The organism is Knoellia terrae (genome assembly GCF_048606435.1).
Classification (GTDB): domain Bacteria; phylum Actinomycetota; class Actinomycetes; order Actinomycetales; family Dermatophilaceae; genus Knoellia; species Knoellia terrae.
Genome location: NZ_JBMBWH010000001.1, coordinates 334,626 through 359,410 on the forward strand (window position 1 = coordinate 334,626; position 24,785 = coordinate 359,410).

Sequence of the window (24,785 nt, forward strand, 5' to 3'; positions counted from 1 at the left end):
TCGGCCGGTGCCCGCTGGCGGCACCGGCCGAGGTCTCTGCGACGACCTCGGGGCAGGTGGGAGAATGGGGTCATGAGCACCCAACCGACGCGTGGCCTCGGTCCGGCCGCCGCTGCGCAGATCCTCTCCCTCGAGTACCCCATGTCGCTCGGGGTGCACGACACCTACGCCTCCGCGCAGAAGGCCGTGGACTACCTCTCCGACCACGAGTTCCCGGTCGAGAACGTCCTCATCGTCGGCACCGACCTCAAGCAGCTCGAACGGGTCACCGGACGGCTGACCCGCGGCCGGGTGATGCTCGGTGGGGTGCTGTCGGGCGCCTGGCTCGGGTTGCTCATCGGACTGATCTTCGCGCTCTTCGACACGAGCGGCTTCTCGTGGACCTCGGTGATCGCGACCGTGCTCTTCGGTGCGATCTTCGGCGCCATCTGGGCCGCGGTCGGCTTCTCGGTCACCGGGGGGCAGCGCGACTTCACGTCCGTCACCCAGGTCGTTGCGACCAAGTACGAGGTGCTGACGGAGCACAAGCACGCCGCCCGAGGGCGGGAGCTGCTGCGCGAGATGGACCCCATGGCCGCCGCCCAGGCCGAGCTGCGACGCGCTCAGGAGTCGGCGCGGACGGCGCCGGCTCCGGACCGCGCCGGTGCTCCCGACGACGGACCGGCTTCGCAGAACCCCGTGTGAGGCAGCACCGCTCAGGTCTAGCCTGAGCGGCATGGATGCTCCCTCGTTCGGACCGCCGCTGGAACCGCTGCCCGAGGACTTCGCGTCGGTTCTCTGCGTCGTCGCCCACCCCGACGACATCGAGTACGGAACCGCGGCGGCGGTGGCCCGTTGGACCGAGGCCGGCAAGACCGTCACCTACTTCCTGCTCACCAGGGGCGAGGCCGGCATCGACACCATGGCGCCGGGTGAGGCAGGGCCGGTGCGCGAGGCCGAGGAGCGTGCGAGCGCGGCCGTCGTCGGGGTGACCGAGGTCGACTTCGGCACCCACCGGGACGGCACTGTCGAGTACGGCCTGGACCTGCGCCGGGACATCGCCCGCGAGATCCGGCGCCGCCGACCGGACCTCGTCGTGACCGGGGACTACGGCGACCGGTTCGTCGCGGGCATGCTCAACCAGGCCGACCACCGCGCGGTGGGACTGGCGACGGTCGACGCGGTCGCGGACGCGGGCAACCGCTGGATCTTCCCGGAGCTCGTCGACGACGGCTTCGAGCCGTGGCACGTCGGGATGCTCGCCTTCGCGGGCACGCCCCGGCCCACCCACTACGTCGACGTGTCGGACAAGGTCCAGCAGGCCGTCGAGTCCCTCGAGGCGCACACGGCATACAACTCCGCGCTGCCGGACGAGTTCCCCAAGCCCGACCAGCTCGTCCCGATGATCCTCGAGATGGGTGCCAAGGCGGTGCAGGCCGACGGCGTCACCCACGCCCTCGCGCTCGACGTGGTCGTCAGGCGCTGAGGTCACCGTCGCCCGAGCAGCGTTGCGACTCAGGCGTTCTCCTCGCGCACGTCCGCGATCCACGCCTCGACCTCAGCGCTGGTGCGGGGCATCGCGGCCGAGAGGTTCTCGCAGCCGTCGGCGGTGATGACGATGTCGTCCTCGATGCGCACGCCGATGCCGCGGAAACGCTCGGGCACCTTGAGGTCGTCGGCCTTGAAGTAGAGGCCGGGCTCGACGGTGAGCACCATGCCCTCCTTGAGCTCGGCGTCCATGTACTCGCTGCGCGTCGCCAGGGCGCAGTCGTGGACGTCGATCCCGAGGTGGTGCGAGGTGCCGTGGACCATCCAGCGGCGGTGGTACTGGCCGTGCTCGGTGTCGAGGGTGTCGTCGACGGACACGCCCTCGGGCAGCAGGCCCCACGCGTGCAGGTGCTCGGCGACGACGCGGATGGCGGCGGCGTGGATGTCCGAGAACTTCGCACCCGGCTTCGCGGCAGCGATCCCCGCCTCCTGCGCGGCATACACGGCGTCGTAGACCTCGCGCTGCGCCTCGGTGAAGGTGCCGCTCACGGGGAGGGTGCGGGTGATGTCGGCGGTGTAGAGGGCGTCGACCTCGACGCCGGCGTCCAGCAGCACGAGCTCGCCGTCGGTGACGTCGCCCGTGTTGCGGATCCAGTGCAGCGTGTTGGCGTGGTCGCCGGCGGCGCAGATCGAGTCGTAGCCGACGCCGTTGCCCTGGTGGCGGGCGTGCAGGCCGAAGACGCCCTCGATCCAGCGCTCGCCCCGACCGAGCGCGACGGCCTGCTCGAGCTCGGCGATGACCGCCTCGAAGCCGACGTGCGTCGCGGCGACCGCCTCACGCATCTGCTCGATCTCGTACTCGTCCTTGACCATTCGCTGCAGCGAGAGCGCGTGGGCGAGGGCGTCGTCCTGCTCGACGAGAGAGTCCTGCTCGGCGCCGTTGTCGACGCGGGCGGCGTCGAGGCGGGCGGTGAGCTCGCGGTCGGCGTCGCGCACGAGGCGCACGGTCACCTCGCCGGCGTCCTTGGCCGCGGCAGCCTCGAACTCGTCGATGTGGCGCGCCGCCAGTCCGAGCTCGAGCTCGATGTCGGCCAGGCTCGGGCGGGCGCCGACCCAGAACTCGCCGTAGCGGGCGTCGGCGAAGAAGTCGTCGCTGTCGCGCTCGCCGAGCGGGCGGAAGTAGAGGATCGCCTCGTGGCCGTCGTCGGTCGGCTCGAGGACGAGGACGGCGTCGGGCTCGCGGTCGGCACCGAGGCCGGTGAGGTGGGCGAAGGCGCTGTGCGGGCGGAAGACGTAGTCGGTGTCGTTGCTGCGCATCTTGAGCCCACCCGCGGGCACGATGAGCCGCTGCTTCGGGAAGGCGGCGCTGACGAGCGCCCGGCGCTGCGCGGCATACGGGGCGGACGCGGCCTGCTCGGTCGCCTGCGGGCGTCGCTCCGCCCAGTCCTCACGGACGAAGCCGCGGAACTCCTCGGTCGTGGGACGGGCGCGGTTCTCTGCCTGCTTCTGCTCTTCGCTCACCCGCCTATGGTGGCACGCGTGTCCGCCTACGACGGGGTCACCCTCGGTGACCGCATGCGCCACCATTTCGGGGACTCGACCGAGCACCTCTACGGCGTCCTCGTGCGGCTGCTCGCCGACGACTGGGACCGCGGTGGGGTCGTGCGCGACGTGCTCGCCGGTCACGAGGACGCGCCGCCAGGGGACATGGTGCAGCTGCGGCTGCTGGCCGGCATCCACCGCGTGGTGCTGCGCGGGGACGCACCCGAGCTGGCGGCGTTCTACCCGTCGGTGGGTTGGACGGCGGATCGGTATGCCGTGTGGCCGGCTCTCGAACCGGTGCTGCGGGAGCACGTCGCCGAGCTGCGCGCGGGGCTGGAGGTCGCTCCACAGACCAACGAGGTCGGGCGCTCGGTGGCACTGCTCGTGGGACTGTCGGAGGCGGTGCGGCGCACCGGGCTGACGCGGGTGCGGCTGCTCGAGCCCGGTGCCTCGGCCGGGCTCAACCTGCTCGTCGACCGGTTCCAATTCCTCGGGGACGGCTGGGTGGCCGGCCCGGTCGATGCTCGCCTCGTCCTCGACGGGTGCGGCGGTGCGGGATTCGTGCCGGCGGACTTCGAGGTGCGCGAGCGACGGGGCTGCGACCTGCACCCGATCGACGTGGCCGGTCCGGACGCGGAGGCCTATCTGCGCTCGTTCCTCTGGCCGCACATGCCCGAGCGCGACGGCCGCCTCGTCGCGGCGCTCGCCACGGCTCGCGAGCACCCGGTGGTGGTGGACCGTGCGGGTGGCGCGCAGTGGGTGCGCGAGCAGCTGGCGTCACCCGTCGCTGACGGCGTGCTCACGGTGGTGTGGCACTCGATCACCCGACAGTACTGGCCGGCGCCGGAGTTCGCCGCGATGCTCGCAGCCGTCGACGAGGCGCGCTCTCGTATGCCGGTCGTCCGGGTCGCGCTCGAGGACCCCGACCCGCTTCCCGTTGCTGGGAGCTGGGTGCCCCAGGTCGAGGTCGACGACGACGTCATCGCCCACTGCACCCACCACGGCCCACCCCTCATCCTCGCTCCCGCTCGCCTTTCGTGACCTATTGGTCGCAGGTTGCGCGCGGGAAGGTCAGAGGGCGGCGTCGGGGGCGAGGCGGCGGGCCTGCGCGGCGCTGAGGTCGTCGGGCATCGTCTGGCTCGACATCTCGGCCTCGACCCGGCGGTGGTAGATGTCGATCTCCTCCGCGACCCGGGCCGCGTCCCAGCCGAGGATCGGTGCGGCGAGGGCGGCCGCATGGGGAGCGGCGGCGAGCCCGCGGTCGCGGGCCTCGATCGAGATCCGGGTGCGCCGGGTGAGGATGTCGGTGAGGTGCACGGCGCCCTCGGTGGCCGCCGCGTAGACGATCTCGACCTTGAGGTGCGTCTCGCCGCCCGGCAGCAGCTCGCCGAGCGTGGGGTCGGCGTTGATGAGGGCGATGAGCTCCATCGTCAGCGTTCCGTAGCGCTCGAGCAGCGTCTCGACGTGCTCCTGGTCGATGCCGGCGGAGCGGGCGAGGATCTGCGGGCGCTCGCTCAGCCACTCCCAACCGACGGCCCCGGCGAGCGGCACCTTGTCGGTCGAGGACGGCGCGGCAGCGACCTCGAAGTCGCTGACGGCCTCGTCGACCGCGTCCTTGGCCATGATCCGGTAGGTCGTGTACTTGCCGCCGGCAACGAGTGTGAGGCCGGGCACCGGTGTGGCGACGACGTGCTCACGCGAGACCTTGGTCGTCTCGTCACGGTCGTCACCGGAGATCAGGGGGCGCAGGCCGGCATACACGCCGTCGATGTCGTCACGCGTGAGGGGAGTGACGAGGACGGAGTTGGCCGTCTCGAGGAGGTAGTCGATGTCGGCGGCCGTGGCGGCCGGGTGCGCCTTGTCGAGCTGCCAGTCGGTGTCGGTGGTGCCGATGATCCAGTGCTCGTCCCACGGGATGAGGAACAGCACGGACTTGTCGGTGCGCAGGATGACGCCGGTCTCGGAGCTGATCCGGTCGCGGGGGACGACGAGGTGGATGCCCTTGCTGGCCCGGACCCTGAGCGGACCGTCCTCACCGAGCATCGCCTGGATCTCGTCGGACCAGACGCCGGCGGCGGCGATGACCCGGCGGGCTCGCACGTCGAACTCCTCGCCGGTGCGGTTGTCGCGCGCCCGCACCCCGACGACGCGGGCGCCCTCACCCTCGCCCTCGCGCAGCATGCTCACGGCCGCGACCCGGTTGACGACGTGGGCGCCGTGCATGGCCGCCGTCCGGGCCAGCTCGAGGACGAAGCGGGCGTCGTCGACCTGGGCGTCGTGGTACTGGATCGCCCCGGTGAGGGCGTCGGGCCGCAGGCTCGGCATGAGCCGCAGCGCCGCCTTCTTGCCGAGGTGCCGGTGGCGGGGGAGTCCGGCCGTCTGCCGCACCCCGAACGCGAGGCCGTCGTAGAGCGCGATGCCCGACCCGACGTAGAAGCGTTCCCACGCGGGCTTGCTCAGCGGGTACATGAAGGGCACCGGCCGCACGAGGTGCGGCGCGATCGTGGTGAGCAGGAGGCGGCGCTCCTGCAGGGCCTCGTGGACGAGCCCGAAGTCGAGCATCTCGAGGTAGCGCAGACCGCCGTGGATGAGCTTGCTCGAGCGCGAGCTGGTCCCGCTGGCGTAGTCCCGCGCCTCGATGAGGCCGGTGGACAGCCCTCGGGTCACCGCGTCGAGCGCCACGCCGCAACCGACGACCCCGCCTCCGACGACGAGGACGTCGAGCTCCTCACCTGAACGCAGCCGCTCGATCGTGGACACGCGTGCCGCGGGGGAAAGGGTCACGGGTCCGAGCATAGGCGCAGGTGAGGGCCTACCCTGAGCCCCATGCCCGCCTCCCAGCCCGTCTCCCGCCGGGTGCTCGTCAGCTCCACGCTGACGTTGGTGGGGGCCGGCTTCGCGCTGCGGAAGCCGCCGGAGACCGCCTCGGCCAAGGCAGGCGGAGCCGCAGCACCGGCCGCCCCGTCGCCGTCGGTGGTGCCCACCGTCGACCGCGCCGCACTCACGGCTGCCCTCGAGGCGCACCGCACGGCCCGCGGCGGGACCATGGGCCTCGTCGTCCACGACCTGCGCAACGGGGCGCGCTTCTCGTGGCGCGAGTACACGAACGAGTCGCTCAGCACCATCAAGGTGCTCATCCTCGTCGCGTGCCTGCGCAAGTGCCAGGACACGGGAGTCGAGCTCACGGAGAAGCAGCACGGCCAGGCCCGCCGGATGATCCAGTCGAGCGACAACGCCGCCACCGACGCCCTGCTCGCCTGGGTGGGCACCCCCGCCGTCCAGCAGGCCGCCGGTCTGCTGGCGATGAGCGCCACGGTCGTGCGCGGTGGCTCGGCCGGCGGGTGGTGGGGTTACAGCACGACCACGCCGGCCGACCTCGTCACGCTGCTCGACGCACTCGCCGTCGGGACGCCGGTCATCCACGCCGGCCACCGCGGCTACATCCGTCACCTGATGTCGGGCGTGGTGCCCGCGCAGAGGTGGGGCGTCGCCGACCCGCCGCTGCCCGAGAGCGTCTACACGGAGACCAAGAACGGCTGGGGACCGATGACCGGCGGCTACCGGCTCAACTCGATCGGTCGCGTGGTCGGCGACGGCCGCAACTACACGATGGCCATCCTCACCCGCAGCCCCCAGGGCTTCCGCTACGGCAGGCAGACGGTCAACGGCCTGTCCGAGATCGTCCACGACGCGCTGGTCCTGCCGCTCTGACCGGCCGCTCCGCCCGGTCCGGAGCGGACGGACCCGCCGTCGCCGACGTGACGGACGCAGCGTCCCCGCATGTCCGACGCGCCCCGTGGGTACTGCCGGTGTCCCAGCCCACGCGTTGCCGGCTCGTGCCGGCGGGAAGGAGACGAGCATGTCGAGCGACAGCAGCCGGGTCACCGACGAGCCGTGGGAGGAGTTCCACCGCGTGGTCAACATGACCTCGCGCGAGCTGCGCGACTGGCTCATCGTGCGTGACGCCGACGAGCTCACCGAGGCGCTTCCCGACCGCGCCGGCAGCGACAGGGGACGCGCCGTGCTCGCCACCGCCGGCCAGGCGGCGTGGCGGCACCAGCTGATGTCCATCGGCCACGACCCGCTCAAGCCGGCCGACTGAGCGTGGTTCCCGCCGGAGCGGCCGGGCCTGCGACACCCGACACCGCCGACGCCTCGACGGTCCGTGCCGCCGCCGAGGAGCACTTCGGGCACGACCGCCTCCTGCCCGGTCAGGAGGAGGCGATCTCGGCCCTGCTCGAGGGCAGGGACGTCCTCCTCGTCTCGCCGACCGGGTCGGGCAAGTCGCTGACGTACCAGCTGGCCGGGCTCCTGCTGGGCGGCTGCACGATCGTCGTGTCCCCGCTGCTCGCCCTCCAGCAGGACCAGGTCGACTCGCTGCGCCGGGTGGGTCTGGGTGCGGCCCGCCTGAGCTCCGCCGAGTCGGAGACGGCACGGACGAAGGCGATCGAGGACGCCCGCGCCGGGAAGGTCCGCTTCCTCCTCCTCGCCCCCGAACAGCTGGCCGACCGGGACACGCTCACCCGGCTCGCTGCCCTGCGTCCCGCTCTGGTCGCGGTCGACGAGGCGCACTGCGTCTCGACGTGGGGGCACGACTTCCGGCCGGACTACCTCCGCCTCGGCGAGCAGGTGCGGCGGCTCGGCTCCCCACGCGTCGTCGCGATGACCGCGACGGCCGCCCTGCCGACGCATCGCGACATCGCCGAGCGGCTGGGCCTGCACGACCACGAGACGGTGGTCACCGGCTTCGAGCGCGACAACATCGCCCTCGCGGTGACCCGCTGCGACGACCCCGACGACCAGCGGCGACGGGTGCTGGACCTCGTCGACGAGCTGACCGCCGGGGACGGCTCGGGTCTGGTCTACTGCCGGACCCGCAAGGGCGCACAGGCATACTCCGACGCCCTCGCGGAGCGCGGCCACCGCGTCGGGTGCTACCACGCGGGCCTCGGCACCCGTCGGCGCGACGAGGTGCAGCAGGCCTTCATGTCGGACGCGCTCGACCTCGTCGTGGCGACCTCCGCCTTCGGGATGGGGATCGACAAGCCCGACATCCGCTGGGTGGTGCACGCCGACGTCCCGGAGTCGCCGGACACCTACCACCAGGAGGTCGGGCGGGCCGGTCGCGACGGGGAGCCCGCTCGTGGGGTCCTCGTCTACCGACCCGCCGACCTCGCGCTCGGTCGGTTCTTCTTCTCTCCGGTCCCGCGACGCCAGGACGTGGTCGCCGCGGCGGCGGCGATGGAGGCGACGGGCAGCGACGACCCGGCCACGGTCCGCACCCACGTCGACCTCGGTCCGCGCAGGACGGCCCGGCTGGTCAACCTCGTGGCGCTGGCCCGGCAGACGTCCGGCGACACCGAGCCCTCCCTCCACGAGCTGGTCGACACGGTGGTCGCTCGCGCCGAGGCGCAGAGGCGGCTCGAGAGGTCCCGCGTCGAGATGATGCGGGCCTATGCCGAGACGACCCGTTGCCGCAGTGCCTTCATGCTGGGCTACTTCGGTGCTCCCGTCCGGGAGCGCTGCGGCTCGTGCGACAACTGCGTCGAGGGGCTGGCCGGATCGGAGGGCCACGAGGACGACGCCCCGTATGCCGTGCAGAGCGTGGTGCGCCACCAGGAGTTCGGTGCCGGGACGGTGACCGACGTGGTCGACGACCGCCTCACGGTGCTGTTCGACGACGTGGGCTACCGGACGCTCGCCCTCGAGCTCGTCGAGGACGGCGGACTCCTGGAGGAGGCGTGAAGCGGACCTGCGGGGGTACGTGTCCGACATGAGGGCAGCAGTCGCCGCAACGGGGACGTGGACCGACCCCGACGGGATCCGGTCGCCGTCGGGGGAGGTTCATGCCTGGTTGTCCGGGACCAACCAGACGCTGTGCGGCCTCTCGTTGCACCGGTCGCAGCTCCTCCGCTTCCCGCACATCGAGTGGCTCGACGTCCAGCCGGCCACCGGTCGCGACGCCGACCGAGTGGCCGCGGTGTGCCCACGCTGCGCGGCAGGAATGGGTCGCCGCCGCGACGAGCGTCCATGGACCCGCGCCAACCCGCGGCCCTGACACCGCACCGGCACCGGACGACCGACCAACCCGGCCCAGCCACGCAGCTGAGGCGAACGCCGCTGTGAGGGAACGCACGCGGCATACGTGGTGTGCGAGGCACGGCGGCAGGCAAGGATGGGCGCCATGCAGTTCGGACGCAGCTACGAGGAGTTCGAGGTCGGCGCGACCTACCGGCACTGGCCCGGGAAGACGGTCACCGAGTACGACGACCACCTCTTCTGCCTGCTCACCATGAACCACCACCCGCTGCACCTCGACAGCAACTACGCCGAGGAGACGACGCAGTTCGGCAAGAACGTCGTCGTGGGCAACTACGTCTACTCGATCCTGCTCGGCATGAGCGTGCCCGACGTCAGCGGCAAGGCGATCGCCAACCTCGAGATCGAGAGCCTGCGCCACGTCGCGCCGACCTTCCACGGCGACACCCTCTACGGCGAGACCCGGGTCCTCGACAAGTGGGAGTCCACCTCCAAGGACGACCGCGGCGTCGTCCACGTCGAGACGATCGGCTACAACCAGGACGGCACGGTGGTCTGCATCTTCCGCCGCAAGGTCATGGTGCCGAAGGACAGCTATCTCGAGGCCCGGGGCGGCGAGCAGCCCGGGCGACCGGTGCCGCAGCCGGACAGGAACTGGCCCGGTCCGGACAGCCCCACCGCCTGAGCGCGGCTGGCACGCTGGCGCCCATGACGTCACGCATCGCCCACACGACCGTCGATGCCCGCGACGCGTACGCGCAGTCGCACTGGTGGAGCGAGGTGCTCGGCTGGTCGCAGGACCCCGAGGACCCCAACGAACCCGGTCATGAGGAGTGCATGATCTTCAGTCCGGACGGGAGGCAGCGGCTCCTCTTCATCGAGGTGTCCGAGGGCAAGACCGTCAAGAACCGGCTCCACCTCGACCTCACGCCCACCGACCGCTCGCGCGACGAGGAGGTCGAGCGGCTCCTCGCGCACGGCGCAACGATGCACCGGGACCTCCGCACGCCCGAGGCCGGCTGGGCGACGCTGCGCGACCCCGAGGGCAACGAGCTCTGCATCCTGCGCAGCGAGGCCGAGCGGCCCGACCCGTACGCCCACCTCGTGCGCTGAGCCCTGCTCCACCGGATCCCGAGCGGCTCGCGCCTAGGCTACGACCGTGAGAATCGACCTCCACACGCACTCGACGGCGAGCGACGGCACCCAGCCGCCGGCCGAGCTCGTCGCCGAGGCCAGGGCGGCGGGCCTGGACGTCGTGGCGATCACCGACCACGACACGACGGCCGGGTGGCACGAGGCGACCCGAGCAGCGGTCGAGCAGGGGGTCGACCTCGTGCGAGGCATCGAGATCTCGTGCAGCCGCCACCACGAGAGCATCCACCTGCTCGGCTACCTGCCCGATCCCGACGACCAGGAGCTGGCCCTCGAGCTGGCCCGGGCTCGCGAGAGCCGGATCGCCCGGATGGACCGCATGATCCGGCGGATGGCCGACGACGGCATCGACATTACCGTCGAGGAGGTCCGGGCACAGGTCGCGCCCGGTGCCACGCTCGGCCGGCCCCACCTCGCCGACGCCCTCGCGGCCAAGGGTGTCGTGGCCAACCGTGACGACGCCTTCCGCGAGCTGCTGCACGACGGCAGCCCCTACTACGTCGGCCACTACGCACCCGACCCGGTGACCGCGATCCGGCTGGTCCGGGAGGCCGGCGGGGTCCCCGTGCTGGCACACCCCTTCGCGATGCGCACGGGCACCGTGACCGACGCGATGGTGGAGGAGCTGGCCGGTGCCGGCCTGGCCGGTCTGGAGGTGCACCACCGCGACCACTCCGGCGCCGACGTCGAGCGCGCCCTGCGCCTCGCGCGGCGCCACGACCTCGTCGTCACCGGCAGCAGCGACTACCACGGCGCCGGCAAGCTCAACCGGCTCGGCGAGCGCACGACGGCACCCGAGCAGTGGTCCCGTATCGTCGAGCAGTCCCACGGCGTGGAGGTGGTCCGAGCATGACCGACGGCGTCGAGCGCCCTCAGCACAGGCAGGACGAGGTCGGGAACCTCGTCCTCACGCTGTCGTGCCCCGACCGGCCGGGCATCGTGGCAGCGGTGAGCCAGCGACTCTTCGAGCACCGCGCCAACATCGAGGAGAGCCAGCAGTTCAGCGACCACCGCACCGGCCGCTACTTCATGCGGGTCCGCTTCGCCACACCGCCCGACGGGCTCGACCTCGACGGCTGGCGCGAGCAGGTCGCTGCTGTCGCAGCGGAGTTCGACATGACGTGGGAGCTGCGACCGGCCGCGACGGCATACCGGGTGCTCGTCATGGTGAGCCGGTTCGGGCACGTCCTCAACGACCTCCTCTTCCGCTGGAAGTCCGGTCAGGTCAACGCCGACATCGTCGGCATCGTGAGCAACCACCCGGACCTCGAGCCGATGGCCCGCTCCTACGGCATCCCGTTCCACCACATCCCCGTCACCCGCGAGACCAAGACCGAGGCGGAGGCGCAGCTGCGGGAGGTCGTCGCCGCCCACGACGTCGAGCTCATCGCCCTCGCCCGCTACATGCAGGTGCTCAGCGACGACCTCTGCCGCGACCTCGGGGGCCGGGTCATCAACATCCACCACTCGTTCCTGCCGAGTTTCAAGGGGGCCAGGCCCTACCACCAGGCCTACGCCCGTGGTGTCAAGGTCATCGGGGCGACGGCGCACTACGTCACAGCCGACCTCGACGAGGGCCCGATCATCGAGCAGGACATCCACCGCGTCGACCACCGCATGGACGCCGAGGACCTCGTCGCCGCCGGCGAGGAGGTCGAGTCGCGCGTCTTCGCCCGGGCGGTGACGTGGCACTGCGAGAGCCGCATCATCCTCAACGTCGACCGCACCGTCGTCTTCAGCTGACCTGTGGACGACGTCCGGGACGTGTCGGTGCTGCTGGCTAGGTTGGCCGCGTGAGCGCCCAGAGTGCCGGGAGACCGGTCCAGACCGAGCTCGGAGGCATGCCGCCCAGGCTGTATGCCGCGAGCCCGTCACGCCTGCTCGCCCACGTCGACTGCCCGCGCCGCTACCGGATGCAGTACCTCGACCGGCCCCGACCGGCGCAGCGCGTCCAGCGGGCGCACACGTCGTTCGGCCTCGCCGTGCACAACGCCCTGCGCGACTGGTGGGACCTGCCGCGGGAGCGACGCACGGCCGAGGCCGGGCGCGAGCTGGTGCGCAGCTCATGGATCGACGTCGGATTCCGTGACCCCGAGCAGTCGGCGCAGTGGCGCCGCCGCGCGCAGGATCACGTCACGGCATACCTCTGCGGGGTGGACCCGGACCGGCAGCCCACGGGTATCGAGCGCACGGTCTCGTTCGTCAGCGGCGCGCTGCGGGTCACCGGGCGGATCGACCGGCTCGACGACCGTGACGGCGAGCTCGTCGTCGTCGACTACAAGACCAGCCGCAGGGCGCTCGGGAAGGACGACGCCCGGACGTCGCTGCCGATGGCGCTGTATGCCGCGGCCGTCTGGAAGATGTTCCGTCGCCCCTGCCTGCGGGTCGAGCTGCACCACGTCCCGTCGGGGGAGGTGGTCGGCCACACGCACACCCCGGAGTCGCTGACGCGCAAGGTCGACGAGGCGAAGTCGATCGCCCGCGACGCCCAGCGTGCCGACGCGGACTTCGCGCAGAGGGGTGTCGAGTCGGCGCTGTTCCCTCCGGTCGTCGGGCCGCTCTGCACGTGGTGCGACTTCCGCGCCCACTGCCCCGAGGGCCAGGCGGCCGGTCCGGAGAAGTCCGGCTGGGCCGCCCTCGAGGACGAAGGTGCACCCCGGGCGACCGAGGTCTGACAGGGCCCGGCGCCTTGTCTCCCATGAGGGCCTCGAAGCCGCTACGGTGAGCTGACCAGCGCAGACGTCGAGTCGAGAGGCTTCACGATGGTCCCGAAGGACACCACCTTCCTTGGCTGGCCCGTGCTGCGGCAGCTGGCCAGCGGCGACTTCCTGGGGCGGGGGGCGTCGGTCACGTCGCGCCGCACCCGCGACATCCAGCCACGGACGAGCACCGCCGACCGGGTCGTCCAGAGCGTGTGTCCCTACTGCGCCGTCGGGTGCGGGCAGCGCGTCTTCGTCAAGGACGAGAAGGTCGTGCAGATCGAGGGGGACCCGGACTCGCCGGTCAGCCGGGGGCGGCTCTGCCCCAAGGGTGCGGCCAGCGAGCAGCTCGTCAACTCACCGACGCGACAGACGCACGTGCTCTACCGTGCGCCGCGCGCCACCGACTTCCAGCGGATCGGCCTCGACGAGGCCATCGACATGGTGGCGGACCGCTTCCTCGAGGCGCGCCGCAACGGCTGGCAGGAGCTCGACGACAAGGGCCGACGCCTGCGCCGGACCATGGGCATCGCCTCGCTCGGGGGAGCCACCCTCGACAACGAGGAGAACTACCTCATCAAGAAGCTCTTCACCGCCGCCGGCGCCATACAGATCGAGAACCAGGCGCGTATTTGACACTCCTCCACGGTTCCCAGTCTGGGGGCCTCGTTCGGCCGCGGTGGCGCCACGCAGTCCTTGCAGGACATGGCGAACGCGGATTGCATCATCATCCAGGGCTCCAACATGGCCGAGTGCCACCCGGTGGGGTTCCAGTGGGTCTCCGAGGCCAAGGCCCGGGGCGCCCGGGTGATCCACATCGACCCGAGGTTCACCCGGACGTCGGCGATCGCGGACACCCATGTGCCGATCCGCGCCGGCTCGGACGTCGTGCTCCTCGGGGCGCTGATCAACCACGTGCTGTCGAACGACCTCTACTTCCGCGACTACGTCGTCGCCTACACCAACGCGGCGACCCTGGTCAGTGAGGACTTCGTCGACACCGAGGACCTCGACGGGGTGTTCTCGGGGTTCGACCCGGCGACCGGCAAATACGACATGTCGTCGTGGGGCTACGCCGAGCGGGAGGATGCCGACGGTGCGGCCGGCGCCGGCGGCGGTAGTGAGATCGACGACCCCGGCGGCGACGACGGTGCCAAGGACTCCGCCCGGGCCGCCCCTCACGCGCTGGGCGCCGCGGGCGCGGCGATGGAGCACGCCAAGGTCGTGAGGGACGAGACGCTCGAGCACCCGCGCTCGGTCTTCCAGGTGCTGAAGCGGCACTACTCGCGCTACACGCCCGAGCTGGTGCAGCAGATGTGCGGCATCCCCGTGGACCAGTTCCACGAGGTCGCCCGGGCCCTGACCGAGAACTCGGGGCGCGAGCGCACCACCTGCTTCGCCTACGCGCTCGGGTGGACCCAGCACAGCCTCGGTGCCCAGTTCATCCGCACCGCGGCCATCCTCCAGCTGCTCATGGGCAACATGGGCCGCCCCGGCGGCGGGATCATGGCCTTGCGCGGCCACGCGAGCATCCAGGGGTCGACCGACATCCCCACCCTGTTCAACCTGCTGCCGGGCTACCTGCCGATGCCGATGGCGGGGCTGCACGACAACCTCGAGCAGTACCTCGGGTCGATCTCGTCACCGAAGCAGAAGGGGTTCTGGACCGAGGCGGACGCCTACACGGCCAGCCTGCTCAAGGCCTGGTGGGGTGACGCCGCGACGCCGGAGAACGACTTCTGCTTCGACTACCTGCCGCGCCTGACCGGGGCCCACGGGACCTACCAGACGGCGATGGCGATGATCGATGACGAGGTCGACGGCTACTTCGTCCTCGGCCAGAACCCAGCCGTGGGATCGGCGCACGGGAAGATGCAGCGGGAGGCGCTCTCGCACCTCAAGTGGATGGTGGTGCGCGACTTCCAGCTCATCGAGACCGCGACCTTCTGGAAGGACGGACCCGAGGTCGCCTCGGGGGAGACCAGTCCCGAGGACATCGAGACGGAGGTCTTCTTCTTCCCGGCCGCCAACCACGTCGAGAAGTCCGGCACGTTCACCCAGACCCAGCGGATGCTCCAGTGGCACCACCAGGCGGTGAAGCCCGTGGACGACGTCCAGAGCGAGCTCGACTTCTTCCACGAGCTCGGGGTGCGCATCCGCGAGCGGCTTCGCGGGTCGACCGACGAGCGCGACCGGCCGCTGCTCGACCTCACGTGGGACTACCCCCGTGACGAGCACGGTGAGGTCGACGCCGAGGCGGTGCTGCGGGAGATCAACGGCCACCACGTCACGGGTGACCGTGCCGGCCAGCTGCTCGACAAGTTCGCCGACATGAGAGCGGACGGGTCCACCGCGGGCGGCTGCTGGATCTATACGGGCGTCTTCGCCGGCGGGGTCAACCGGTCCGCCAACCGGGTGCCCGGTCGAGAGCAGGACGAGGTCGCGCCGGAGTGGGGATGGGCCTGGCCGATGAACCGTCGGATCCTCTACAACCGTGCCTCCGCCGACCCGCAGGGCCGACCTTGGAGCGAGCGCAAGAAGTACGTCTGGTGGGACGAGACGGAGAGGACGTGGGTGGGCAAGGACGTCCCCGACTTCCCGGTCGACCGCGACCCGTCGTTCCGCCCCGACCCGGACGCGGGTGGGCCCGCGGCCATCGCCGGTGACGACCCCTTCATCATGCAGGCCGACGGCAAGGGCTGGCTCTTCGCCCCGAAGGGCATGGTCGATGGGCCCCTGCCCACGCACTACGAGGCACAGGAGTCACCGGTCACCAACGTCCTGTACGCCCAGCAGAGCAACCCGAGCCGGCTGATCTTCCCGCGCAAGGACAACCTGTGGAGCCCGTCGGGCGACGGTCCCGGCACGGACGTCTACCCCTACGTCTTCACGACGTACCGGCTGACCGAGCACCACACGGCGGGTGGGATGAGCCGCTGGCTGCCCTACCTGTCCGAGCTCCAGCCGGAGATGTTCTGCGAGGTCTCCCCGGAGCTCGCGGGTGAACGCGGCCTCGTCAACGGGGACTGGGCGACGCTGGTCTCGGCCCGCAGCGCCATCGAGGCCCGGGTGCTCGTCACCGACCGGATGAAGCCGCTGACGATCAACGGCCACACCGTCCACCAGATCGGGCTGCCCTACCACTGGGGCGTCGGCAAGGACGCCGTCGTCGAGGGTGACGGGGCCAACGACCTGCTCGGCGTCGTCCTCGACCCCAACGTGCAGATTCAGGAGTCCAAGGTCGGCTCCTGTGACATCCGACCGGGACGACGACCCCACGGGGAAGAACTGCTGCGCCTGGTCGCCGAGTACCAGTCGCGGGCGGGCACGACGGTCGAGACCGGTTCGGAGCACGCCGACCCCGTACCCGCCGAGACGGCGCGACGCCGTGCAGCCACCCGGGATCCCGGGGGCGGCGACGGCGGCGGGGACACCGAGGATCGTGGCGACGACAGCGGAGGAGGGCACTGATGCGGTACCTCGAACGACAGCTCAGCGGACCGACGGACCCGGCTCCGGACGCCGGGTGGAGTGACGCGCCCCGTCGCAAGGGGTTCTTCACCGACACCTCGATCTGCATCGGCTGCAAGGCCTGCGAGGTCGCGTGCAAGGAGTGGAACGCCGTCCCGCTCGACGGCCTGGCGCTGTCGGCGAACTCGTACGACAACACCGGCGGCCTCGGAGCGAGCACCTGGCGGCACGTCGCGTTCGTCGAGCAGACCTCCGACCGGATCAGCGCGGCCCGGGAGTCGGGCCGTCGGCTGGTCGAGCTGGGGATGCCGGGGGTCGGTGCGCCGGCCGAGCCCGCGCCCCCGACGGCGGCTGCCCCGGCCGGGTACGGCACGCTGCCGGCACCCGTCGACGGGCACGGGCCCGACCTGCGCGACATGCTCAGCGAGACCGTGGCGGTCGAGGACGGGGCCTCCCCGCACGGAACGACCGTCGACGGCGTCCCGATGGTCGGCGCCCTTCCTGAGTTCCGGTGGCTCATGGCCTCGGACGTGTGCAAGCACTGCACGCACGCCGGGTGTCTCGACGTGTGTCCCACCGGTGCGCTGTTCCGCAGCGAGCACGGCACGGTGGTGGTCCAGCCGGACGTCTGCAACGGATGCGGCTACTGCGTCGGCGCCTGCCCGTTCGGCGTCATCGAGCGGCGCTCCGACAGCAGCACCACCGTCCGGGGCGACGGGCACGTGCCCAACATGGGCGTCGCCCAGAAGTGCACCCTGTGCTACGACCGGCTCGAGCACGACCAGATGCCAGCGTGCGCGCAGACCTGCCCCACGACCTCGATCAAGTTCGGCGACCACGACGACATGGTCACCGCGGCGCGGGAGCGGGTCGCCCAGCTGCACGAGCAGGGGTTCCCCGAGGCCCGGCTCTATGGGGCCAACGAGAACGACGGCGTCGGCGGCACGGGTTCCGTCTTCCTGCTGCTCGACGAGCCCGAGGTCTACGGGCTCCCGCCCGACCCGGTGTGCGCCACCTCGCGCCTGCCCGAGATGTTCCGCGCGGCCGGGTATGCCGGCCTCGGCATGCTGGGAGCGGCTGCGGTCGCCTTCCTCGGGAGGCGCGGATGACGACCTCCGCCTTCGACAGCTACCGCCCCCCCGACGAGGGCGTCCGGCGTCGCAGGCGCACGACGACCTTGCGCGACTCCGTGTCCGGCGCGGCCCGAAGCGTCGCCCGCGGCGGGAGCGGCTGGCTCACCGGTGACGGCGGCGGACGCCGTGAGGCGCCGGCCGTGCCGGAGGCCGAGTTCTCGAGCTACTACGGTCGCTCCATCGTCAAGCCGATGCCCTGGAAGCACGAGATCCCCGCGTACCTGTTTCTCGGCGGAGTTGCCGCCGGCTCGGGCCTGCTCGCGTCGGGCGCGGCAGCGACCGGTCTCGACGCCCTGCGCCGACGGAGCCGCCTCACGGCGATGAGCACGGTGGCGCTCAGCGGGGCGCTCCTCGTCAAGGACCTCGGACGACCCGAGCGCTTCCTCAACATGCTGCGGACGGTCAAGCTGACCTCTCCGATGTCGGTGGGGACGTGGATCTTCTCCGGATATGCCGCCTTCGCCGGCGCCACGACGGCTGCCGAGCTGGCCAGGATGCTTCCGGGGGGCCCCGCTGGAGTCCTCGGTCCGGTCGCGCGGATGCTCCACGCCGTGGAGCTGCCGGCAGCGGTCGGCCAGGCGCTCTTCGCGCCGCCACTGGCGGCATACACCGCGGTTCTCCTGTCCGACACTGCCACGCCCGTGTGGCACGAGAGCCGTAGCCATCTTCCCTTCGTCTTCGTCGGGTCGGCCGCGATGGCCTCCGGAGGCATGCAGCTGATCCTGTCGCCCGTGTCGCAGTCGGCACCCGCGCGACGCCTCGCCCTCATGGGTGTCGCGAGCGACCTGGTCGCGATGCACCGCCTCGAGGCCCGTCTCGACGCCCTGGGCATCGCCGAGCCGACGACCTCCGGAGAGGGCGGCAGGAAGCTGCGAATGGCCAGGGCCCTGACCATCGCCGGCGGCGTCGGCGCCCTGTTCGGCGGCCGCAGCCGGCTCGTGGCGGTCGCCGCCGGGAGCGCCCTGGCCGCAGCCTCCGCGCTGACCCGCTTCGGGATGGTCGAGGCCGGCCTCGAGTCGGCCCGTGACCCCAAGTACACCGTCGACCTGCAGAAGGCGCGACTCGAGGAGCGCCGGGCGCAGGGCACCGTCCACGACAGCATCGTCACGGCGCGCTGAGCACCCACCACCAGGCAAGGAGGCCGCATGAGCACCACACGCACGCGCGAGCACGAGGGGGAGGGTCTGGCCACCGGCACCGGGAACCGCTGGCTCGTCCTCGCCGGAGGCGTCCTCGTCCAGCTCGCCATCGGCGCGGTCTACGCGTGGAGCACCTTCAGCAAGGCGATCCAGGCCGAACCGTCGGCCCTCGAGCTGAGCAAGGTGCAGTCCACCATCCCGTTCACGGTCGCCATCGGCATGATCTTCATCGGAGCCTTCCTGGGCGGCCGCATCCAGGACCGGCGTGGTCCACGCGTCGTGGCCCTCGTCGGCGTGACGATCTACTCGATCGGGATCATGCTGGCCAGCCTCGCCCGCGACGCCGGTGACCTGTGGCTGCTCACCCTCGGCTACGGCATCCTCGGAGGGTTCGGGCTCGGCCTCGCCTACATCGTGCCGATCGCGATGCTGCAGAAGTGGTTTCCCGACAAGCGCGGGCTCATCACCGGCATCGCCGTGGGCGGCTTCGGGTTCGGCGCGGTCATCACCTCACCGGTCGCGCAGGGGATGATCGCGGGCAGCGCCGACTACCAGCGCTACCCCACGAAGGTGTTCCTCTGGCTCGGGATGGCCTACCTCGTCGCTGGGCTCCTCGGTGCCTCGGTCTTCCGCAACCCGCCGGAGGGCTACACGGTGGCCGCCAAGGGCGGGGCCGACCCGGCCAAGACCACGAAGGCCAACGCTGCAGGCCGCGACTTCACCCCGCAGGAGGCGTTGCGCACGCCGCAGTGGTACATCCTCATGTTCATCCTCACCATCTCGGTCACCGCGGGAATCTCCCTCATCTCGGTCGCGGCGGGCACGGCGACCGACGTCGCCGGCTTCAGTGCCGCTGGTGCGGCCACGCTCGTGGGGGTCATGGGCCTGTTCAACGGTGGCGGGCGAATCCTGTGGGCGGCAGTCTCGGACCGGATCGGTCGCCGGCCCGCCTTCGTCGGAATTCTCGCGCTCCAGGGTCTCGCCCTGCTGGCCATCCCGCACGCAGGCAGCGCCGTGGCGTTCTACGTCCTCTGCGCGCTCGTCTACACCTGCTACGGCGGAGGCTTCGGGACCATGCCGTCCACGGCGGGCGACTTCTTCGGGGTGAAGCACGCGGGCGCGATCTACGGCCTCATGCTCGTGGGCTGGTCCATCGGTGGCATCGTCGGCCCTCTCCTCATCTCGGGCCTCATCGGCGAGGACGAGGCGTACACCCGCGGCTTCACGGTCGTGGGCCTCATCGCCCTCATCGGCGCCGCGCTGCCGCTCATCGCGCGACCGCCCAAGAAGGTGGACGCCGCTCGTCCCTGAGGGACCTCACTCGCGCACGTCGGCCGGACCGTCACCCAGTGACAGTCCGGCCGACTGCCACGCCTCCACGCCACCGACGACGTCGGTCGCGTCCACCCCGAGACGGCGGAGGGACTCGGCGGCGAACGACGAGCTGTAGCCCTGACGGCACACCAGGACCACGGGTGTCCCCGGACGTGCCTCCGGGATGCGGTGCGGTGACGTCGGGTCGAGACGCCACTCGAGGACGGTCCGGTCGATGACCACCGCACCGGGCAGCTCCCCCTGGCGCCGGCGCTGGACCGGGGTGCGGGTGTCGACGAGCAGTGCTCCGCGGCGCTGCGCCTCGACAGCCTCGCCCGCGGTGAGCCGACCGAGGTCCCGCCGCGCCTGCTCGAGGGCGGCGGAGACCCTCGACGGTGACGCAGCCCGCTCGCTCATGCCACCGCGACCACGACGCCCTCGCCGAGCGAGCCCGCCGGCACGGTCTCGCCGACGACCGGGAACCCGGGAACCTCGCCCACGACGAGCAGCCCACCGGACGTCTGCGCGTCGGCGAGCAGGACCAGCTCGTCCTCGTCCACCCCGGCAGCGACCGCCAGGTGCGGCCGCACCCAGTCGAGGTTGCGACGGGAGCCACCGGGCACGTGGCCGTCCGCCAACGCCGCGCGGGCCTCCTCGACGTAGGGCACCGAACGGGCCTCGATGCGGGCTGCGACACCCGATGCACGACCCATCTTGAACAGGTGCCCGAGGAGCCCGAAGCCCGTGACGTCGGTCGCGGCCCGGACGCCGGCCTCGAGGGCGGCTCGCGAGGCGTCGCGGTTGAGCGTGGTCATCACAGCGACGGCCTCCTCGCTCCGCTGTCCCGTGGCCTTGTGGCGGTTGTTGAGCACTCCCAGCCCGAGTGGCTTGGTGAGGCTGATCGGGAGCCCGGCCTCGGCGGCGTCGTTGCGCATCAAGCGCTCCGGGTCGGCCGTCCCCGTCACCGCCATGCCGTAGACGGGCTCCGGGCCGTCGATGCTGTGACCCCCGATCACGGGACAGCCGGCCGCGCTCGCCACGTCCAGCCCGCCCCTGAGCACCTCGCGCAGCAGCTCCATGGGCAGCAGCTCACGGGGCCACGCCACGAGGTTGATCGCCATGACCGGCGAGCCGCCCATGGCGTAGACGTCGGAGAGGGCGTTCGCCGCCGCGATCCGGCCCCAGTCGTAGGCGTCGTCGACCACCGGGGTGAAGAAGTCGGCGGTGGAGACGATCGCCAGCCCGTCCCGGACCTGCACCACGGCGGCGTCGTCGCCGTCGTCCAGCCCGACCAGCACCTCCGCGACGGCCGAGGACGGCGAGCTCCGCCCCAGGTGCAGCCCGGCGACCAGCTGCTCGAGCTCACCGGCCGGGATCTTGCACGCGCAGCCGCCACCGCGCGCGAACTGGGTCAGGCGTCGGACCTCCATGCGCACCGAGCCTAGCCACGTGTCTAGGCTGTGTGGCGGAGGCGTCTGGGTTCCTGGTGGGCCCCCCGGTCTTCAACACCGGTGAGACCGAGCATCTCGGTCTGGCGGGTTCGATTCCCGTCCGTCTCCGCCACACGTCGGGGGACCCATCCCCTTGTCGGACGAAGGGAGGCTGCGGTGAGCGAGGCCGATCCCCGCCGCGCCATCCCACGCACCGACGTCCTCCTCGGCGAGGCTCGGCTGCTCGCGGCGGCGCAGCACCTCGGTCACGACGTGGTGAGGCACGCGGTCGTCTCCGCGCAGGGGCGGGCCAGGCGCGGGGAGATCCGCCCGGCCGACGTGCTCGAGGACGCCGTCTCGACGCTGCCGGTGCGCGCGTCCTCGTTGACCCCGCTGCTCAACGCGACCGGAGTCGTGGTCCACACCAACATCGGTCGCGCGCCGCTGTCCCCGGCCGCGCTCAGGGCGGTCGCCGACGCGTCGGGTCATGTCGACGTGGAGCTGGACCTCCGGACGGGTGAGCGCGGACGCCGGGGAGCGGGGGCGGTGGCTGCCCTCCGTGAGGCGGTCCCCGAGGCGGAGGCCGCCCTCGTCGTCAACAACGGCGCCGCCGCCCTCGTCCTCGCCACCACGGCACTGGCGGCCGGCCGCGAGGTGGTCGTCTCCCGCGGCGAGATGGTCGAGATCGGCGACGGCTTCCGGCTGCCGGACCTCATCGCCTCCACGGGAGCCCGCCTGCGCGAGGTGGGGACCACGAACCGCACCCATGTCGGGGACTATCTCGACGCGGTCGGCCCGGACACCGGCTGCATCCTCAAGGTGCACCCCAGCAACTTCCGGGTCGACGGCTTCGTCGCCTCCGTCGGCCTCGAGGAGCTGCGCGACGCGCGACGGCCCGACGGGTCGGTCGTGCCCCTGGTCGCCGACATCGGCTCCGGTCTGCTCACCCACGACGCCGTGCTCCCCGAGGAGCCGGACGCCACGACGTCGCTGCGGGCCGGCGCTACCCTCGTCACGGCGAGCGGCGACAAGCTGCTGGGTGGCCCGCAGGCCGGGCTGGTCCTGGGCCGGGCAGAGGCGGTCGAGCGGCTGCGACGGCACCCGCTGGCCCGGGCCCTGCGGGTCGACAAGCTGACGCTCGCCGCACTGGAGGCGACGCTGCGCGGGCCCGTGACGCCGGTGGCCTCCGCGCTCCACCTCACCGCGGACCAGGTTCGCCCCCGCACGGACCGTCTCGCCGCGGCGCTCGGCCGTGAGGTCGTCGCCGTGGTCGGAAGGGTCGGCGGCGGGGGTGCCCCCGGGGTCCCCCTGCCCGGGTGGGCGGTGGAGGTGCCCGTCGCCGTGGTCGCACGGCTGCGGATCCCGGCGGACGACGTGCCCGTGGTGCTGGCCAGGGTCGAGGACGGTCGTGGTCTGGTCGACCTGCGCTGCGTCCCGTCGGACCGGGACGCCGACGTCGAACGCGCCGTGCGCGCGGCGCTCGCCGCGACGGGCGGGTCATCGTCACCATGAGGTGGGTCCTCGCGACCGCCGGCCACGTCGACCACGGCAAGTCGACCCTGGTGCGGGCCCTGACCGGACGCGACCCGGACCGGCTGGGCGAGGAGAGGGCACGGGGGCTGACGATCGAGCTCGGGTTCGCCTGGACCACCCTGCCCGGTGGGAACGAGGTGGCGTTCGTCGACGTCCCGGGCCACCAGCGGTTCGTCGGCACGATGCTCGCCGGGCTCGGCCCCACGCCGGCCGTCGTCTTCGTCGTCGCGGCGGACCAGGGCTGGCAGGCACAGAGCACCGAGCACCTCGCCGCCGTGCGGGCCCTGGGCATCCGCGACGGGGTCCTCGTGCTCACCCGGTGCGACCTCGCCGAGGAGCACCGGCAGGAGGAGGTTGCGGCGGAGGCGTCGCGGCGCCTGCGCGAGGCCGGGCTGGACGTCGACACCGTCCGGGTGTCCGCCACGACCGGAGCAGGTCTGGACGGGCTCGTCACGGCGCTGGAACAGCTCACCCAGCGCCTGCCGGCACCCGACGACGACGGACCGGTGCGACTGTGGACGGACCGGTCGTTCTCGATCGCCGGCGCGGGCACGGTCGTCACCGGCACCCTCGGCTCGGGCACCCTGCGGGTCGGTGACCACCTCACCCTGCTCGACCACGGTCGGGCCCGCGACGTCACCGTCCGTGGGCTGCACAGCCAGGACCTCCCGCACGAGCACGTCGGGCCGGTCTCCCGGGTGGCGGTCAACCTGCGCCGGGTCGAGTCCGGCATGCTCACCCGGTCCGCGGTCCTGGTGACGCCCGGGTCCTTCGCCCTCGGCCCGGTGGTGGACGTCGAGCTCGCCGAGGTCGGCCCGGACGAGGACGCCCCGTGGTCGTCGGCCCGGGCGGCGGCACGGTCGGTTCCGCCGCCCCCGCGATCGGCCGTCCTGCACGTCGGCTCGGCCGACGCCGCCGTGGGCGTGCGTCCCCTCGGCGCGCACCATGCACGCCTCACCGCTGACCATGCGCTGCCGTGGCGGGTCGGTGACCGGGCGATCCTGCGCGACCCGGGCAGCCGCCGACTCTGGGCGGTGCGGGTGCTCGACGTCGAGCCGCTGCCGCTGCGCCGCCGCGGAGCCGCGGCGCAGCGCGGCCGGGAGCTCGAGTCCGACCGCACCCCGGCCGACGTGCGGCTCGTCGGGCGCGGCGGTGACCACCCGGTGCTGCTGCGCCGACTGGGTCTGCCGGACCCGGTCGAGGGGGTCCGGGTGGGGGAGTGGTGGTTCGACGCGTCGGTGCTCGCCGAGTGGTCCACCCGGCTGCGGGAGGCCGTCGAGGCCCACCACGCCGCCTCCCCGCTGAGCGCAGGACTGACGACGGCCGAGGCGCTGCACCGGCTCCGGCTGCCCGACCACCTGCGAGCGGTCGAGGACGGCGGAACGGTGGCGGCCGGGCTGTCGGCCCCCGGGGCGGAGCTCCTCCGCCGGGTCGCCGGCTCGGCGGGCCTGGTCGTCCAGGAGGGGAGGGTTCGCGCCACGGGTGTCGACGCGCTCGACCTCGGCCCGGCCGAGCGCGCGGTCGTCCAGGTCGAGACGGCGCTGCGCGAGGCGCCCTTCGACGCGCCGGACCGTGACCGCCTCTGCGAGCTCGGCCTGGGGCCGCGCGAGCTCGCTGCGGCCCAGCGCACCGGACGCCTCCTGCGGCTGGACGACGACGTCGTCCTGCTGCCGGACGGTCCGGCCAGGGCGATGCGGGTCCTGTCCTCTCTCGGGCAGCCGTTCACCCTGAGCGCCGCGCGACAGGCGTTGGGGACGACTCGCCGCGTCGCCGTGCCGCTGCTGGAGCACCTCGACGCCCGGGGCTGGACGCGACGCCTCGACGGGCAGCTGCGCACCGTCGTCCGCTGAGCCGGCGGCATCGTCC

The 24,785-nt window shown here is 72.3% G+C and carries 22 protein-coding genes and 1 tRNA gene; 19 read left to right on the plus strand and 4 right to left on the minus strand.

Going from position 1 to position 24,785, the window contains the following annotated elements; all coding sequences use genetic code 11:
- Positions 1 to 72 precede the first annotated feature (72 nt).
- The gene (locus ACOJV9_RS01735) at positions 73 to 684 is read left to right on the plus strand and encodes a YflT domain-containing protein (protein WP_420183447.1); all 612 of its coding nucleotides are present in this window, start codon (positions 73 to 75) and stop codon (positions 682 to 684) included.
- Between the two features lie 31 nt (positions 685 to 715).
- Entirely contained in the window at positions 716 to 1,465 is a 750-nt protein-coding gene (locus tag ACOJV9_RS01740; protein ID WP_420183448.1) for a PIG-L deacetylase family protein, read from the plus strand.
- Between the two features lie 29 nt (positions 1,466 to 1,494).
- Here ACOJV9_RS01740 and ACOJV9_RS01745 read toward each other — a convergent pair whose 3' ends face one another.
- A complete protein-coding gene (locus tag ACOJV9_RS01745; protein WP_420183449.1) occupies positions 1,495 to 2,988 on the minus strand; it encodes an aminopeptidase P family protein in 1,494 nt (497 codons plus the stop codon).
- Positions 2,989 to 3,006: 18 nt separating this feature from the next.
- Between ACOJV9_RS01745 and ACOJV9_RS01750 the strand changes: the two genes are divergently transcribed.
- Positions 3,007 to 4,050 (plus strand): DUF2332 domain-containing protein, encoded by a 1,044-nt coding sequence (locus tag ACOJV9_RS01750; RefSeq protein WP_420183450.1) that lies wholly within the window; start codon positions 3,007 to 3,009, stop codon positions 4,048 to 4,050.
- A gap of 30 nt (positions 4,051 to 4,080) precedes the next feature.
- Here the strand turns inward: ACOJV9_RS01750 and ACOJV9_RS01755 are convergent, their stop codons facing one another.
- Positions 4,081 to 5,805 carry a glycerol-3-phosphate dehydrogenase/oxidase gene (locus tag ACOJV9_RS01755; RefSeq protein ID WP_420183451.1) on the minus strand — a complete coding sequence of 575 codons (1,725 nt, stop codon included), beginning with the start codon at positions 5,803 to 5,805 and terminating at the stop codon, positions 4,081 to 4,083.
- A gap of 30 nt (positions 5,806 to 5,835) precedes the next feature.
- Between ACOJV9_RS01755 and ACOJV9_RS01760 the strand changes: the two genes are divergently transcribed.
- The 13 genes from ACOJV9_RS01760 (at position 5,836) to ACOJV9_RS01820 (ending at position 19,953) form a co-directional block, all read left to right on the plus strand.
- On the plus strand, positions 5,836 to 6,720 hold the full coding sequence (locus tag ACOJV9_RS01760; protein WP_420183452.1) for a serine hydrolase: 885 nt from the start codon (positions 5,836 to 5,838) through the stop codon (positions 6,718 to 6,720).
- Positions 6,721 to 6,868: 148 nt separating this feature from the next.
- Positions 6,869 to 7,111 (plus strand): DUF3140 domain-containing protein, encoded by a 243-nt coding sequence (locus ACOJV9_RS01765; RefSeq protein WP_420183453.1) that lies wholly within the window; start codon positions 6,869 to 6,871, stop codon positions 7,109 to 7,111.
- 2 nt (positions 7,112 to 7,113) lie between these two features.
- A complete protein-coding gene (locus ACOJV9_RS01770; protein ID WP_420183454.1) occupies positions 7,114 to 8,754 on the plus strand; it encodes a RecQ family ATP-dependent DNA helicase in 1,641 nt (546 codons plus the stop codon).
- A gap of 28 nt (positions 8,755 to 8,782) precedes the next feature.
- Positions 8,783 to 9,067: a hypothetical protein gene (locus ACOJV9_RS01775; protein WP_420183455.1), complete on the plus strand. Its 285-nt coding sequence runs from the start codon at positions 8,783 to 8,785 to the stop codon at positions 9,065 to 9,067.
- Positions 9,068 to 9,193: 126 nt separating this feature from the next.
- Positions 9,194 to 9,733, plus strand: a complete 540-nt coding sequence (locus ACOJV9_RS01780) for a MaoC family dehydratase (RefSeq protein ID WP_420183456.1) — start codon at positions 9,194 to 9,196, stop codon at positions 9,731 to 9,733.
- A gap of 23 nt (positions 9,734 to 9,756) precedes the next feature.
- Positions 9,757 to 10,161, plus strand: a complete 405-nt coding sequence (locus ACOJV9_RS01785) for a VOC family protein (RefSeq protein WP_420183457.1) — start codon at positions 9,757 to 9,759, stop codon at positions 10,159 to 10,161.
- Between the two features lie 46 nt (positions 10,162 to 10,207).
- Positions 10,208 to 11,053 (plus strand): PHP domain-containing protein, encoded by an 846-nt coding sequence (locus tag ACOJV9_RS01790; RefSeq protein ID WP_420183458.1) that lies wholly within the window; start codon positions 10,208 to 10,210, stop codon positions 11,051 to 11,053.
- Positions 11,050 to 11,943 (plus strand): formyltetrahydrofolate deformylase, encoded by an 894-nt coding sequence (gene purU / locus ACOJV9_RS01795; protein ID WP_420183459.1) that lies wholly within the window; start codon positions 11,050 to 11,052, stop codon positions 11,941 to 11,943. The genes ACOJV9_RS01790 and purU overlap by 4 nt, the downstream gene beginning before the upstream one ends.
- 50 nt (positions 11,944 to 11,993) lie before the next feature.
- Positions 11,994 to 12,875 (plus strand): RecB family exonuclease, encoded by an 882-nt coding sequence (locus ACOJV9_RS01800; RefSeq protein ID WP_420183460.1) that lies wholly within the window; start codon positions 11,994 to 11,996, stop codon positions 12,873 to 12,875.
- An 87-nt stretch (positions 12,876 to 12,962) separates the two neighbouring features.
- On the plus strand, positions 12,963 to 16,370 hold the full coding sequence (gene fdh / locus ACOJV9_RS01805; RefSeq protein ID WP_420183461.1) for a formate dehydrogenase: 3,408 nt from the start codon (positions 12,963 to 12,965) through the stop codon (positions 16,368 to 16,370).
- Complete coding sequence (locus ACOJV9_RS01810) at positions 16,370 to 17,479, plus strand: 4Fe-4S dicluster domain-containing protein (protein ID WP_420183462.1); 1,110 nt, start codon at positions 16,370 to 16,372, stop codon at positions 17,477 to 17,479. The genes fdh and ACOJV9_RS01810 overlap by 1 nt, the downstream gene beginning before the upstream one ends.
- The gene (gene nrfD, locus ACOJV9_RS01815) at positions 17,476 to 18,621 is read left to right on the plus strand and encodes an NrfD/PsrC family molybdoenzyme membrane anchor subunit (RefSeq protein ID WP_420183463.1); all 1,146 of its coding nucleotides are present in this window, start codon (positions 17,476 to 17,478) and stop codon (positions 18,619 to 18,621) included. The genes ACOJV9_RS01810 and nrfD overlap by 4 nt, the downstream gene beginning before the upstream one ends.
- 27 nt (positions 18,622 to 18,648) lie before the next feature.
- Positions 18,649 to 19,953, plus strand: coding sequence for an L-lactate MFS transporter (locus ACOJV9_RS01820; protein ID WP_420183464.1), 1,305 nt, complete (start codon positions 18,649 to 18,651; stop codon positions 19,951 to 19,953).
- 6 nt (positions 19,954 to 19,959) lie between these two features.
- Here the strand turns inward: ACOJV9_RS01820 and ACOJV9_RS01825 are convergent, their stop codons facing one another.
- Together ACOJV9_RS01825 and selD are read right to left on the minus strand one after the other, a co-directional pair.
- Entirely contained in the window at positions 19,960 to 20,373 is a 414-nt protein-coding gene (locus tag ACOJV9_RS01825) for a rhodanese-like domain-containing protein (protein ID WP_420183465.1), read from the minus strand.
- Positions 20,370 to 21,386, minus strand: coding sequence for a selenide, water dikinase SelD (gene selD, locus ACOJV9_RS01830; RefSeq protein WP_420183466.1), 1,017 nt, complete (start codon positions 21,384 to 21,386; stop codon positions 20,370 to 20,372). The genes ACOJV9_RS01825 and selD overlap by 4 nt, the downstream gene beginning before the upstream one ends.
- A 37-nt stretch (positions 21,387 to 21,423) precedes the next feature.
- Here selD and ACOJV9_RS01835 point away from each other — a divergent pair.
- The 3 genes from ACOJV9_RS01835 to selB all read left to right on the plus strand — a co-directional run bounded on the left by ACOJV9_RS01835 (position 21,424) and on the right by selB (position 24,769).
- Positions 21,424 to 21,519 (plus strand) — tRNA-Sec (locus ACOJV9_RS01835).
- Between the two features lie 44 nt (positions 21,520 to 21,563).
- Complete coding sequence (selA, locus tag ACOJV9_RS01840) at positions 21,564 to 22,898, plus strand: L-seryl-tRNA(Sec) selenium transferase (protein WP_420183467.1); 1,335 nt, start codon at positions 21,564 to 21,566, stop codon at positions 22,896 to 22,898.
- Positions 22,895 to 24,769 carry a selenocysteine-specific translation elongation factor gene (gene selB, locus ACOJV9_RS01845; RefSeq protein WP_420183468.1) on the plus strand — a complete coding sequence of 625 codons (1,875 nt, stop codon included), beginning with the start codon at positions 22,895 to 22,897 and terminating at the stop codon, positions 24,767 to 24,769. The genes selA and selB overlap by 4 nt, the downstream gene beginning before the upstream one ends.
- Positions 24,770 to 24,785: the final 16 nt, after the last annotated feature.